This window comes from Sinorhizobium terangae (assembly GCF_029714365.1).
GTDB classification, from domain to species: Bacteria; Pseudomonadota; Alphaproteobacteria; order Rhizobiales; family Rhizobiaceae; genus Sinorhizobium; species Sinorhizobium terangae.
The window spans coordinates 437,954-450,798 of the sequence record NZ_CP121659.1; the positions used below are offsets into that span (position 1 = coordinate 437,954).

11 protein-coding genes are annotated in these 12,845 nt (G+C 63.2%); 8 read left to right on the plus strand and 3 right to left on the minus strand.

Going from position 1 to position 12,845, the window contains the following annotated elements; all coding sequences use genetic code 11:
* The first annotated feature begins 79 nt into the window (after nt 1-79).
* The 6 genes from QA637_RS02055 (at nt 80) to lpxK (ending at nt 6,027) form a co-directional block, all read left to right on the plus strand.
* Nucleotides 80-1,426 (plus strand): TldD/PmbA family protein, encoded by a 1,347-nt coding sequence (locus tag QA637_RS02055; RefSeq protein WP_153438188.1) that lies wholly within the window; start codon nt 80-82, stop codon nt 1,424-1,426.
* Nucleotides 1,427-1,592: 166 nt separating this feature from the next.
* Nucleotides 1,593-2,411: a 3'(2'),5'-bisphosphate nucleotidase CysQ gene (locus QA637_RS02060; protein ID WP_283063113.1), complete on the plus strand. Its 819-nt coding sequence runs from the start codon at nt 1,593-1,595 to the stop codon at nt 2,409-2,411.
* Between the two features lie 53 nt (nt 2,412-2,464).
* Nucleotides 2,465-2,701: a DUF4170 domain-containing protein gene (locus tag QA637_RS02065; protein ID WP_153438184.1), complete on the plus strand. Its 237-nt coding sequence runs from the start codon at nt 2,465-2,467 to the stop codon at nt 2,699-2,701.
* A gap of 91 nt (nt 2,702-2,792) precedes the next feature.
* A complete protein-coding gene (gene waaA / locus QA637_RS02070) occupies nt 2,793-4,106 on the plus strand; it encodes a lipid IV(A) 3-deoxy-D-manno-octulosonic acid transferase (RefSeq protein ID WP_283063115.1) in 1,314 nt (437 codons plus the stop codon).
* A 22-nt stretch (nt 4,107-4,128) separates the two neighbouring features.
* The gene (locus tag QA637_RS02075) at nt 4,129-4,833 is read left to right on the plus strand and encodes an HAD family hydrolase (RefSeq protein WP_153438180.1); all 705 of its coding nucleotides are present in this window, start codon (nt 4,129-4,131) and stop codon (nt 4,831-4,833) included.
* 147 nt (nt 4,834-4,980) lie between these two features.
* The gene (gene lpxK, locus QA637_RS02080; RefSeq protein WP_153438178.1) at nt 4,981-6,027 is read left to right on the plus strand and encodes a tetraacyldisaccharide 4'-kinase; all 1,047 of its coding nucleotides are present in this window, start codon (nt 4,981-4,983) and stop codon (nt 6,025-6,027) included.
* Between the two features lie 18 nt (nt 6,028-6,045).
* Here the strand turns inward: lpxK and QA637_RS02085 are convergent, their stop codons facing one another.
* Both QA637_RS02085 and mutL read right to left on the minus strand, forming a co-directional pair.
* Nucleotides 6,046-6,279 (minus strand): DUF2093 domain-containing protein, encoded by a 234-nt coding sequence (locus QA637_RS02085; RefSeq protein ID WP_136507310.1) that lies wholly within the window; start codon nt 6,277-6,279, stop codon nt 6,046-6,048.
* Nucleotides 6,280-6,365: 86 nt separating this feature from the next.
* Complete coding sequence (gene mutL / locus QA637_RS02090) at nt 6,366-8,165, minus strand: DNA mismatch repair endonuclease MutL (protein WP_153438176.1); 1,800 nt, start codon at nt 8,163-8,165, stop codon at nt 6,366-6,368.
* Between the two features lie 381 nt (nt 8,166-8,546).
* Here mutL and QA637_RS02095 point away from each other — a divergent pair, with 381 nt between their 5' ends.
* Complete coding sequence (locus QA637_RS02095; protein WP_283063119.1) at nt 8,547-10,271, plus strand: response regulator; 1,725 nt, start codon at nt 8,547-8,549, stop codon at nt 10,269-10,271.
* A 266-nt stretch (nt 10,272-10,537) separates the two neighbouring features.
* Nucleotides 10,538-11,881, plus strand: a complete 1,344-nt coding sequence (locus tag QA637_RS02100) for a putative bifunctional diguanylate cyclase/phosphodiesterase (RefSeq protein ID WP_380785562.1) — start codon at nt 10,538-10,540, stop codon at nt 11,879-11,881.
* A gap of 9 nt (nt 11,882-11,890) precedes the next feature.
* Here the strand turns inward: QA637_RS02100 and QA637_RS02105 are convergent, their stop codons facing one another.
* Entirely contained in the window at nt 11,891-12,805 is a 915-nt protein-coding gene (locus QA637_RS02105; protein WP_153438171.1) for a LysR substrate-binding domain-containing protein, read from the minus strand.
* Nucleotides 12,806-12,845 lie beyond the last annotated feature (40 nt).

Genomic DNA, 12,845 nt, shown 5'->3' on the forward strand with positions numbered 1-12,845 from the left:
CTGGGGCGGGGAATCACGAAGATACCCTTGATGCATGGTTCAGTGCACAATAAATGGGGCAGGAATGAAAGGCCAAATCATGTCTGAGATGATCGATTCCGCTGCTTTGGAGAAGCAAGCCGCCGAGCTCGTTGAACTCGCGCGCCGGGCCGGCGCGGACTCTGCGGATGCGGTGGTCGTACGGGGCCGCTCCCGCTCGGTTTCTGTGCGGCTCGGCAAGGTCGAAGCGACGGAAGCCTCCGAAAGCGATGACTTTTCGCTGAGAGTCTTCGTCGGGCGCCGGGTCGCAAGTGTCTCGGCAAATCCCGGCTTCGATTTAAAGGTGCTTGCCGAGCGTGCGGTCGCTATGGCCAAGGCCTCGCCCGAGGACCCATACGCATCCCTTGCTGACTCCGGCCGGCTTGCGACATCCTACCCGGACCTCGATCTCTTCGATGGCAGCGAGGTATCGACCGAAGCCTTGACCGAGGCTGCACTTGCCGCCGAGGAGGCGGCCCTTGCCGTCTTCGGCGTCACCAACTCAAGCGGTGCCGGTGCTTCGGCCGGCATGGGCGGACTCGTTCTGGCTACCTCGCATGGCTTCTCGGGCTCCTACATGGCAACTCGCTTCGGCCGCTCCGTCAGCGCCATTGCCGGCGAGGGCACGAAGATGGAACGCGACTACGATTTCGACAGCCGCCTCTATTTCGATGATTTGCGAACGGCCGAGGACATTGGCCGCGTCGCTGGCGAACGGGCGGTCGCGCGCCTCAACCCGCGCCAGGTTCCGACCGCAAAGAACGTCACTGTCGTTTTCGACCCGCGCATTGCGCGCGGTTTCGTCGGTCATCTGGCGGGTGCGATCAACGGCGCATCGGTGGCGCGCAAGACGAGCTTCCTGCGCGACATGATGGGCAAGCAGATCATGAAGGCCGGCATCGAAGTGACCGATGATCCGCTGATCGTCCGCGGCGCCTCGTCGCGCCCCTTCGATGGCGAGGGGGTGAGCGGATCGAAACTGTCGATGGTCGAGGACGGTGTGCTGCGGCATTGGTTCCTGTCGACCTCAGCGGCCATGGAGTTGGGGCTCGAAACCAATGGACGCGGCGTTCGCGGCGGCCCGACGGTTAATCCCGCCTCGACCAATCTCGCCCTGGAGCCCGGAACGATCTCGCGCGACGACCTGATAAAGAGCGTCGGGACGGGTTTCTACGTCACCGAGCTCATCGGCCAGGGCGTCAACATGGTGACGGGCGAATATAGCCGCGGCGCTTCCGGTTTCTGGATCGAGAATGGCGAGATCACCTTTCCCGTATCCGAGGTAACGATTGCTTCCAATCTCAAGCAGATGTTCATGGCTTTGACGCCTGCCGATGATATCGACAGGAAATTCGGCATTGCTGCGCCGACCCTTGCCATCGAAGGCATGACGCTCGCCGGAACCTGATCGCTACTGCATGCCTCCTTAAATCGACCCCGATTTGAGGACAAAGACAGGCAGCAATTCAAAGTGCTACAGCGTTTTTTGCGCGTCTGATGAGACGCGCGGAGCTGTGGCGGGGTGTTCCGCCAACATTGAGGCGCGCGGGAAGGTCTTGCGCGTATGGAGTTGAATGTCAGAAACAGCCCGACCGCTCACGCCTGCCTGGAGCGAGGACCTTGAGCTGATCCTCGCTGCGGCGATCGCCGCAGGCGACACCGCGCTCGGATATTTTCGCAAGACCTTTGACGTGCGCTGGAAGAACGAGGGCCGCTCGCCGGTGAGCGAGGCGGACCTCGCCGCCAACGACATCCTCAAGGGAAGGTTGCTGGGTGCCCGACCCGATTATGGCTGGCTTTCCGAGGAGACCGATGATGACGAGAGCCGCCTTTCCCGGGAGAGCGTGTTCGTGGTCGATCCGATCGATGGAACGCGTGCCTTCATCGCTGGCCGTGAACTTTGGTGTGTGAGCGTCGCCGTCGTCCATCGGGGCCAGCCAGTTGCGGCCGCGCTTTATGCGCCGGCGCTCGGCGAGGTATTTCAGGCCATCCGCGACGGCGAGGCGCTGAAGAACGGAACCGCGATCGCCGTGCGCGTGCCCGAGCGCGAGGAGACGCTGAAGGTTGCGATGGCGGAGGATCTGGTCGGCAAGCTGGCTTCGCCCTACCGCGAAGAAATTGTGCGCGTTCAGCATGTGCCATCGCTTGCCTACCGGCTGGCGATGATCGCGGACGGACGGATCGACGGAACCATCGTCAAGAAGAACTCGCATGACTGGGATCTTGCCGCTGCCGACCTCATTCTTGCGCGGGCAGGCGGTGCGCTTTGCGGGCTGGACGGCCTGCCTCTGTCCTACAATCGCCCCATTGTCACGCACGGCATTCTTGGCGCGGGTTCGAGGCAGGCGCTGCCGGCTTTGCTTGCCGCCTCCCGCCCGTTGGAGCCCCATTGACCTTTGGAGGCGAATGCCGCAATCAACACCCTTCAAGAATAAATGGAATTACGATGGCTCAAGAATCCGCGAAAAAGCAACGTTTGCATCTCGTCTTCGGTGGCGAGCTGACGACGCTTACCGACGTCCACTTCCGGGATTTGGACAAGCTCGACATCGTCGGCATCTTTCCCGACTACGACAGCGCTCATGCCGCTTGGAAGGCCAAGGCGCAGATGACGGTCGACAACGCCCATATGCGTTATTTCATCGTTCATATGCATCGGCTGCTCGATCCGGAAAATGATTGATGTCGATGTCATTCGGACGCGCACGGCGTGCCTGCCCCCGGACTGTGCATGACATCCGTGTCAGGTGGCACATGGGCGAGGGCGCGTATTCATGAGCAGCCTTCGTGCACGGCTAGCGCTTTCCAGCTATCGCTGGATCGGGACGGCGATCTATCCCCTGGCCTGGTCGTATCTCGCCATACGCGCAGCGAAAGGCAAGGAGGACCCGGCGCGCCGCCGCGAGCGCTACGGCCATGCAAGCGCGCCGCGCCCGCAAGGACCGTTGGTCTGGTTCCATGCTGCGAGCGTCGGCGAAACGGTCGCCGTCACACCGCTGATCAAGGAAATCCGCCGCCGTGGCATCTCCGTGGTGCTGACCACCGGTACGACGACGTCGGCCCGGGTTGCCGCTGAGCGATTGGGTTCTGCCGTCGTACACCAATATGTGCCGCTCGATTGCAAGCCCGCAGTGAGCCGCTTCCTCGACTATTGGGAGCCGGATCTGGCGATCATTGCAGAATCGGAAATCTGGCCGATGACCATTGTCGAACTCGGCAGCCGGCACATTCCGCAGGTCCTGGTGAACGGCCGCCTTTCGGACCGGACCTTCGCGCGCTGGAAAAAGCGGCCCTCGCTCGCAGAGGCTCTCTTCGAGAACCTGGCGCTCGTCATCGCGCAATCCGAAGTGGACGCGGAACGCTTTCGCACGCTCGGCGCACTCCCGGTCATGGTGTCCGGCAACCTCAAGGTCGACACCGACGCTCCGCCGCATGATCCGAAGGCGCTCAAGGAGTATCGCCAGCAGATCGGAGCACGCAAGTCCTGGGCGGCGATCTCAACCTTCGACGGCGAGGAGGATGCCGCGGCGACCGTTCACCGCGCCTTGAAGGATAGAAGCGGTCTCCTGACGATCATCGTCCCGCGCCACCCCGAGCGCTGCGATGCAGTGGAGACAGCACTGATCGCCAGGGGACTGAAGGTCGCGCGGCGGACGCGCAACGACCCGCTGACGCCGGACGTCGATATTTTCCTCGGCGACACGATCGGCGAAATGGGTCTCTATCTGCGCCTGACCGAGGTCGCCTTCGTCGGTCGGTCGCTCTTCGCCGAAGGCGGTCAGAATCCGCTGGAACCGGCCATGCTTGGCTGTGCGGTACTTTCCGGCGGCAATGTCCAGAATTTCCGCGAAACCTATCAGATGCTCGCCAAGAACGGCAGCGCCAAGATCGTGCGCGATGTCGAGATGCTGGCCAAGGGCGTCAATTATCTGCTCGGCAACGACGACATGCGTCGCTCGATGATAGACGCCGGTCTCGAAAGCGTGCAACAGATGCGTGGCGCGCTGACGGCGACGATCAAGGGACTTGAGCCCTATATCAACCCGCTGGTCGTGAAGGCACGGCTGGAGCCGCGTATGGAAGGCTGAAGCGCCAATTGCGGATCGGATCATGGTCGCATCGAAAACCATCGTCGGCATCCTGTTCGACAAGGACGGGACGCTTCTCGACTACGTGAAGAGCTGGGTGCCGGTGAACTACGAATTGGCGCGCATCGCCGCGAAAGGCGACGAGGCGCTTGCGAGGGTGCTGCTTCAGGCGGGCGGAATGGACCCGGACAGCGGCTATGTTGCGCCCGACAGCCTGCTTGCCGCCGGCAATACGGTGGAAATTGCCACAGGCATGGTTGGCGCCGGCGCGCCCTTCACGGTCGAGGAATTGACGACGCTCTTCGACAGCCTCTTTGCGCAGTCCGCGGACTATGCCGTCCCGGTGACGGATCTCGGCGCCTTCTTTGCCGGCCTTCACGCGAAGGGCTACCGCCTCGGCGTCGCATCGAGCGACAACGAACGGTCGATCCGGGAAACCGCCAAGCGCTTCGGCTTCGATGGTTACCTGCACTACGTCGCCGGCTATGACAGCGGCCATGGCGTCAAGCCGGAGCCGGGCATGGTGTTGGGTTTCTGTGCGGCGACGGGGCTGGCGCCGCATCAGGTGGCGGTCGTCGGCGACAACAATCACGACATGCATATGGGGCGCAGCGCCGGCGTCGGTCTCACGGTCGCAGTGCTGACCGGCACCGGCTCGCGCCAATCGCTTGCCGCGGCCTCGGACCATTGCCTGGCGGACATAACGGAACTGGAGGCGGTGCTGTAGGTCTCGGCACCGACCGGCTTGCCTTTTTTCCCATTCTGACGTTTTTTGTCGGTCGCGTTGTTCAGCCCAGCGCGGCCGCCGCGCTGTAGAAGTCGCGTTCCTGGCCGGTTTGGGGGCAGGGCAGGTCGTGGAGGCAGATTAGGCAGAATGGTTTCAGAAGCGCCACCGTTCTGGTGGACCAAGGCCGATTGGCGCGCCTATGCGCTTTGGCCGATTTCCTGGGTTTATGGCCGCATCGCCGGAATGCGCATGGATCGCGCCCGCCGCGCCGCGCCGCCGGTGCCGCTGATCTGCGTCGGCAACTTCACCGTCGGCGGAGCCGGAAAGACGCCGACCGCCATCGCGCTTGCGCGCGCCGCCAAGGCGAAGGGGCTGAAGCCGGGCTTCCTGAGCCGCGGCTATGGCGGTTCGCTGGACGTCACGACGATCGTCGACCCGCATCACCACCGTGCCCGGGACGTCGGCGACGAACCGCTGTTGCTCGCCCGCGAAGCCCTGACCGTCGTCTGCCGTCGCCGTGTCGAGGGTGCGCACAGGCTCGCTGCCGAAGGCGCCGACATCATCATCATGGACGACGGCTTCCAGAGCGCGCGGCTTGCGTTCGACTTTGCCTTGCTCGTGGTCGATTCCGGGCGAGGCATCGGCAATGGGCACCTGGTCCCCTCGGGACCGGTTCGCGCGCCGATTGCCGACCAGCTTCGCCACGCAACAGCGCTCCTCAAGATCGGCAGCGGGTCAGCGGCCGACCCTTTGGTCCGCCGGACTGCACGGGCGGGCAAGCCCGTCTATGCCGCGGAAACCATCCGGATCGATGATGGCAAGCTCGCGGGTGTCAAGGTTCTTGCCTGGGCCGGTATCGCCGATCCGGAGAAGTTTTATCGGACCGTGCGTGAGACGGGTGCAATCGTCGAGGAGACGCGAAGCTTTCCCGATCATCACCATTTCTCCGACGATGAAATTGCCGACCTGCTCGATCGCGCCGCGAGCCAGGGCTATACGTTGGTAACCACGTCGAAGGACATGGTCCGTCTCGAACCTGGCCATGGCCGGGCGGGAGAACTGGCGGCCAAGAGCAACGTGATCGAAATCGACGTGCGCTTCGACGATCCGTCGGTGCCCGGCAAAATCATAGATCGGACGCTTGCCGCCGCACGGGCGCGCAAGCTGCGGGAGGCCAAAGCAGTCACTCTGTGAGGAGGGCTCGTACCGAATTCAACGTCGCTGGTTGGGAAGCGCACCGGCGCGTTTTTCCGCTTCGAGGGAGGCGGCGGCGTCGACATAGGGCTCCTGCCGGGCGACGCTCCAATAACGCAATTCGTCCACCGGGATCGCTTTGCCCGTCATGGCACAGACGACATGTGATCCGGCGAGCACGATCTGGAAGTCGCCGTCGAGATAGCGGATCTTCGCCTCGCGCGAGGAACTTCCTTCAAAGCGGTTCATCATTGCCTGCGTCTGCCTTCCGAATTCGATTGCTTTCTTGGTCTATCCCAGCGCCCGGCAAAACACCAGTACCGGCAGTCGATCGCTCGTCAGCTGCGACCAAACAAGCGTTCGATATCCGACAGCTTCAGCTCGATATAGGTTGGCCGGCCATGATTGCACTGACCCGAGCCGGGTGTTGCTTCCATCTGGCGAAGCAGCGCGTTCATCTCCTCCGTCCGCATCCGGCGGCCTGAGCGGACCGAGCCGTGGCAGGCCATTGTCGCGGCGAGATATTCAAGCCGGCCCGCAAGGCCGTTCGCCGTATCCCATTCCGCAAGCTCGTCGGCAAGCTGCCGCACCAGGCCGGCCGCATCCACCTCGCCGAGCATCGCCGGCGTCTCGCGCACGGCGATCGCCCCCGGACCGAAGCGTTCGATTGCGAGGCCGAGCCGGATGAATTCCGCTGCATGCGCCATCAGCCGATCGCAATCATCCTCGGGGAGATCCACGATCTCCGGGATGAGCAGGGTCTGGGCGGGCACCGGGCGGGAATGGAGCGCCGTCCGCATCGTCTCGAAGACGAGGCGTTCGTGTGCGGCGTGCTGGTCGACGATGACGAGGCCATCATCCGTCTGTGCAACGATGTAGTTCTCGTGGAGCTGCGCACGCGCAGCGCCAAGCGGAAAGGACGCGGGGGATGCAGCCGCGACGCGCGTGTCCTCGGCCGGAGCGGCGGAGCGTGCCGACGGCTCCGAGAATTCCGCGAAGGCTCGCTGCGGAGCCTCTGCGAAGCCGTTTGCAGTTTGATCGAAATGCAGCGGCCGGTAGGGAGAGGCCGCAGGCGCCCAGGGTTGCTGTGGCCTCTGCATCTCCGGTCTGAAGGCGCGCATCATCCCGCTTGCGCCGGTTGTCGCAGCGCGGTCTCCGTCGCGTGCGAGCGCCTCGCGGATCGCGCCGATAAGCAGTCCTCGGATAAGCCCCGGATCGCGAAACCGGACGTCCGACTTCGCCGGATGAACATTGACATCGACGAGCGCCGGGTCGAGTTCGATCGCCAGGACGGCGACCGGGTAGCGTCCATGGGGGATGGTTTCGGCGTAGGCGGCGCGGATGGCCGACAGGATGAGCTTGTCTTGCACCGGCCGGCCGTTGACGAAGACATATTGTTGAAGCGAGTTGCCGCGATTGAAGGTCGGCACGCCAGCAAAGCCCGTAAGCCGGGCGTCCTCCCGTTCGGCGTCGATCTCGATCGCATTGTCGCGGAAATCCCTGCCGAGCACCTGCGCCATCCGCGCCAGGCGGTCTTCGCCGGTGGCCGGGAACTCCAGGGTCGTCCGGTCGGAGCCGGAAAGCACGAAGCGCACCTTCGGGAAGGCGATCGCCATGCGGCGGACGACCTCGGAAATTGCGGCGGCTTCCGCCTTCTCCGATTTCATGAATTTGAGCCGCGCGGGGGTCGCAAAGAAGAGATCGCGCACCTCGACGACGGTGCCGACATTGGCCGGTGACGGGCGCACGGCTTCGGTCTTGCCGCCCGCGATCGCGATCGCCGCCCCCTCACTGGCGCCGGCCGTTCGCGTCGTGATCGACAGGCGCGCGACCGATCCGATCGAGGGCAGGGCCTCGCCGCGAAAGCCGAGAGTCCGGATATCCGTCAGGCTGTCGCTGATCTTTGAGGTGCAATGGCGCTGAACCGCCAGAGCGAGATCGGCGGGCGACATGCCGCTGCCGTTGTCGGACACCCTGAGCAGCGTCTTGCCACCGCCGGCGGTTGCAATCTCGATCCTTGTCGCGCCGGCGTCGAGCGCATTCTCGATCAATTCCTTGGCAGCACTGGCGGGCCGCTCGATGACCTCACCGGCGGCAATCTGGTTGATGAGCGTTTCTGAAAGTTGCTTGATGATCATGGCTCATTTTCCCGGATTCGCCGCGCGAGGGAAAGGGGTGTCTGCGCTTGATCTGCCGCGGGGGGACGGTCACACGGGCGGTCGCCACCGATAGTCACAGGAAAAATGAGGCCATGATTTAATTCCCCTTTAACGTTCTGCTGCGATTTTCCAAAGCAACCTGAATGAGCACGGGTTTTGTCTTTGGAGCCCTGCGGCGTTGCTGGACGCCGTCACGCATTCCGCCCGAAGAGACGCCTTCCGAGGCCGGCCAGCATGTCCCGGAATGAAACCGCCGCGCCGGCGCCGCGGGTCTTTTCAGACACGCAAGGGCCGCTGTGAAACTTTAGATTGCTGCATCCGGTGCAACGAACCATGCAGACGGCGAATGAGGACAGCGTAATGACCGATGTGGCGTCGGGCGGCGCAGACATCAACAGGATCATTCTCGAGTCGAGTTGCGACGCGCTTGGCCTCGCTTTGCTTGTCTGCGGTCGAGACGATACGATCCTCTTCGCCACCCCCTCGATCCTGCAGTTCTTTCCGGTTCCCGCCCGCCTGTTGACGCCCGGCACTCGGCTCCGCGACTTCCTGGGCGCCGTCTACGATACCGGTGTGCGTCCCGGCACACTACCCGAAAACAGCCGCCGCCGAGCAAACAGGGAAGACTGGATCGCCGAACACATGGCGCTTCATTGGCGCGAGCGCTACGAGAGCGTCGAGCGGGCCGGTCGCACACGCTGGGTTTCATTGCGCAAGCGCCGGCTGTCGAGCGGTATCGGCATGTTGTCGGTCACCGATGTTTCGGAACAGAAAAAGCGCGACGAACAGCTTCAGACCGACCTCGAGCGCGTGGAACTGACCGAAGAAATCCTCGACGCACAGCCCAATCCAATCTGCGTCAAGGATCGGAACCTCAACTACATCGCCGTCAACAAGGCGTTCTGCACGATCCATGAGGTTTCTCAGGAGGCGATCCTCGGGCGCTCCGCGTGGGACCTTGTCGACGCCGAACTGGCGGAACGGTTCGAACAGTCGGACCGATCAGTGCTCGAAACCGGCAAGCCATACTCGGAGGCGGAACACATCGTTCGCGCCGACGGCAGCGATCTCTGGGTCGTGACACGCAAATATCGCATCGGCATGCCCGGCCGTCATTTTGTGGTGACCTGCATGAACGACGTCACCGATATCGCGGCTTGGTATCACGGTACGGGCGACGGCACGGCCAGCAGCGGCCTTCAGATCCTCGATTACAGCATCTTTACGCCGGCCCAGAACTTCTACGATCCCTTCCGTGCATTGAACGTGCAGCAATTGGTCGAGGCGGGATCGATGATCGAGACCCTGCCGGCGCGCGGACTGCGCGTGCTGCTTGCGACCGGCGACCGAGGCGCGGAGGAACGGCTCGTGGCGCGTTTGCGCGGTTCCGGTCTCGACGCATGTGCGGTGCGCAATATCGACGAGCTCGAAGCTTTCGCGTCCGCTGCCGAACGTTGCGGCGTAAAGCTCGATATCCTGGTGGTCGACGGCGCATTCCCGAGCGTCGAGCACGTCCTTGCCGGCTGGCACGCGAGCGCCGTCCTCAAGATCGCCGCCGACATCGATGCCGGCGCCCTGCTTGCCGAGATCTTTCGTGTTTGCGCCGAGCGTCCGCAATCGCGGACGTCGCCTTCGCAGGCGGACTGGGGGATCTCCTTCGAAGGCGACGTTGCGCCCGAAACGCATGTCCCGGATATCGAAGTGCTGGTCGCCGAGGACAATCAGATCAATCAGTTCGTGTTTGCCCAGATACTGGAGGGGCTCGGGGTCTCCCATCGGATCGCCGCGAATGGCAAGGAGGCAGTGGAGCTCTGGCACGAACTTCAGCCGGCCCTGGTGCTGATGGACATATCGATGCCGGTCATGAACGGCTTCGACGCCGCAGTCGCCATCCGTGATGCCGAAGTGGGGACGGGGCGGCGGACACCGATCATCGCGGTGACGGCGCAGGCGCTCGACATCGACCTTAGGCAATGCGAAGCGTCGGGGATGGATGACCACATCATGAAACCGGTCAGCCCGGACATGATCGAGGCGGTGCTTAGAAAATACATGCCGGCCGGAAACATGCGTGTCGTCGGCTGAGGCGTGAATCCTGTCAACTCACTAGAATTGGGGAGGCCGGCCATAGATTTGATAGCGAGGCGCTATGGGATTGTTAACCGCCGATTGTCATCGTCTGCGTTGAACTGCCAGAAAGTGTAGAGCCTCGCAGCAATGTATGTGCTTCGTCCAGCCGCCCAGCCCCTACCTTCCCCGATGCGAGAGGTCCGTCTCCACCGGCGAGAGCCGTGGCGCCACGGCTGTTTGGCAGTGCTTGCATCGGCCGACAGCGGGAGCTTGCGGCGATGATGTGGAGGCAGGTCGCGGGTCATGAGATCACTGACGTGACGCACGCGTTGGCGCTTCTTGATGAACTGACCGGCCTGGGTAATGGCCGGCATCTGCGCCAAACGGTCTGTGAACTTGCGGCCGAACGCGCGAGTGACCCTGCTCCGTTCACCATTGGCCTTGCCAATCTCGATGGTTTCAAGCCGATCAACGACCTGTTCGGGCCGGAGGCCGGCGATCAGATCCTCCGGCAGGTCGCGCACCGTCTGAAAGCCTGCGTTCCGGAAGGTGCGACCGTGACACGGACCACGGACGACGAGTTCGCCTTCGTGCTGCCGCTGATCTTCGAGCGCAATGGCGCGGAAAAACTCGGCCGGGTGCTGAAGGAAGTCCTGTCTGCTCCCTTCGATCTTGGCGACCGAAACGTCCGGCTCTCTGCGTCCTTCGGCTTCGCGGTCTATCCTTTCGCGGGCGACAGCTTTGAAGACCTGCTGAAGAGCGCCGACACCGCACTCTATCGCTCGAAGCGGCGGGGTCGAGCCCAGATTACCGTCTATTCGCAGGAGATCGCCCAGGAAATGAAGCGCGCCACTCAGATTGAGCAGGCGTTGCGCAACGCGATCATCGCCGACCAGGTCGATGTGCATTTCCAGCCCATCGTCGACCTGCGCAGCGATACGGTCGTCGGCTTCGAAGCACTGGCGAGATGGTGCGACGCGGATCTCGGCTACGTCTCGCCGTCGATCTTCGTACCGCTCGCCGAAGAGCGCGGATTCATCGAGCAGCTGGCCGAAACGTTGCTGCGCAAGGCGGCACAGGCGGCGCTGTCCTGGCCGAAGGAACTCTTCCTTTCCTTCAATCTGTCCTCAGCACAGCTGATGGATCCGGCGACCAGCTCGCGCCTGCTGTCGATCATCAACCAGGTCGGGCTCGACCCCCGCCGCCTGGAGCTCGAGATTACCGAGACAGCGGTGATGGCTGATGCGGATGTGGCGCAAAAGATCGTTTCCGAACTGCGGGCGGCGGGCGTGCGCGTGTCGCTCGACGATTTCGGGACAGGGCAATCGAGCCTCGGCCGCTTGCGCGATTTTTCCTTCGACAAGGTGAAGATCGATCGCGCCTTCGTATCCCGCATCTCCGCCGATCGGGCATCCGAGCACATCATCAAGGCCATCGTTTCGATGTGCGAGGGGCTGGAGCTCGAGGTCGTCGCCGAAGGCATCGAGGATTTCGCCGAGGCGCTGAAGCTGAAGGCGCTTGGCTGCGGGATGGGACAGGGCTATTTCTACGGCAAGCCGGCGGACGCCGTTGCCACGATGCGCTATCTTTCGGATCGCTATCGCGACAGCGCGGCATCCCGGTGACGCTTGATTTCAGCGGTCACGCAAGCCCTCGTCCAGAAGCCAATCTCTGATGCGCCGAGCCTGAGTGTTAAGCTCGCGCGATCGCGGCCAGACGACGTAGAATGCGTGTCCGGTCTTCAGGACGTGCCCGCCCACCGGAACGAGCGCACCGGAGCGAACCTGCCGCTCGATCAGGTGCTCCCAGCCCAGTGCGATCCCTTCACCGGCAAGCACGGCCTGGATGACGAGCACGTAGTCGTTGATCGCCAGCCGTCGTCCCTGGACCGGGTAGGAAAGGCCCGCACTTGCGAACCACTCCGTCCAGTCGCAGGCCCGCCGCACGGGTTCCTCGAGGTGGATGAGATTGTGTCGCAACAGGTCGGCCGGCGTCTCTGGCAGGCCGTGCGCCTCGATATAGGCGGGCGTCGCAACGGCATTGACCACTTCCTCGGCCAGCAGGGCGGCATGATAGCGTGGCCAGTGACCGGGATCACCGCCTCGGATGCCGAGCGGGATCGGCTCCTCGTCGAGGTCGAGATCGCGCACGCTGGTCTGGATGCGAAGGTCGATTTCCGGCAAGTCTTCGCGCAGCCGGTTCAGCCGTGGAAGCATCCACATCGAGGCGAAAGCGGTGGACGCTGCGAGGGTAACATTCGTCTCGCGGCCCTTCGAGCGGATATCTTCGGCTGATTTCTGGATTCGCGACAGGCCGACCGAGACGTCTGCATGGAATTTCTCGCCCGCTTCAGTCAATTCGACCGCCCGGTGCACGCGGTGAAACAGCGGCACGCCAAGTTGGTCCTCGAGACCGCGGATGGCGTAGGATACGGCTGCTTGCGTCATCCCGAGCTCGTTGGCGGCGCGGGTGAAATTCTGATGGCGGCCGGCTGCCTCGAAAACGATGAGACTGGCGGCGGACGGAAGGAGGCGGCGCAGATTTTCCATAAATGCACCTTATAGCATGCGTCGAATTTTTCCACCGTTA

Coding starts and splice junctions, on each gene's coding strand:
- QA637_RS02055 (WP_153438188.1), top strand. CDS start 80: ATGTCTGAGATGATCGATTCCGCTGCTTTGGAGAAGCAAGCCGCCGAG.
- QA637_RS02060 (WP_283063113.1), top strand. CDS start 1,593: ATGTCAGAAACAGCCCGACCGCTCACGCCTGCCTGGAGCGAGGACCTT.
- QA637_RS02065 (WP_153438184.1), top strand. CDS start 2,465: ATGGCTCAAGAATCCGCGAAAAAGCAACGTTTGCATCTCGTCTTCGGT.
- waaA (WP_283063115.1), top strand. CDS start 2,793: ATGAGCAGCCTTCGTGCACGGCTAGCGCTTTCCAGCTATCGCTGGATC.
- QA637_RS02075 (WP_153438180.1), top strand. CDS start 4,129: ATGGTCGCATCGAAAACCATCGTCGGCATCCTGTTCGACAAGGACGGG.
- lpxK (WP_153438178.1), top strand. CDS start 4,981: ATGGTTTCAGAAGCGCCACCGTTCTGGTGGACCAAGGCCGATTGGCGC.
- QA637_RS02085 (WP_136507310.1), bottom strand. CDS start 6,279: ATGATGAACCGCTTTGAAGGAAGTTCCTCGCGCGAGGCGAAGATCCGC.
- mutL (WP_153438176.1), bottom strand. CDS start 8,165: ATGATCATCAAGCAACTTTCAGAAACGCTCATCAACCAGATTGCCGCC.
- QA637_RS02095 (WP_283063119.1), top strand. CDS start 8,547: ATGACCGATGTGGCGTCGGGCGGCGCAGACATCAACAGGATCATTCTC.
- QA637_RS02100 (WP_380785562.1), top strand. CDS start 10,538: ATGTGGAGGCAGGTCGCGGGTCATGAGATCACTGACGTGACGCACGCG.
- QA637_RS02105 (WP_153438171.1), bottom strand. CDS start 12,805: ATGGAAAATCTGCGCCGCCTCCTTCCGTCCGCCGCCAGTCTCATCGTT.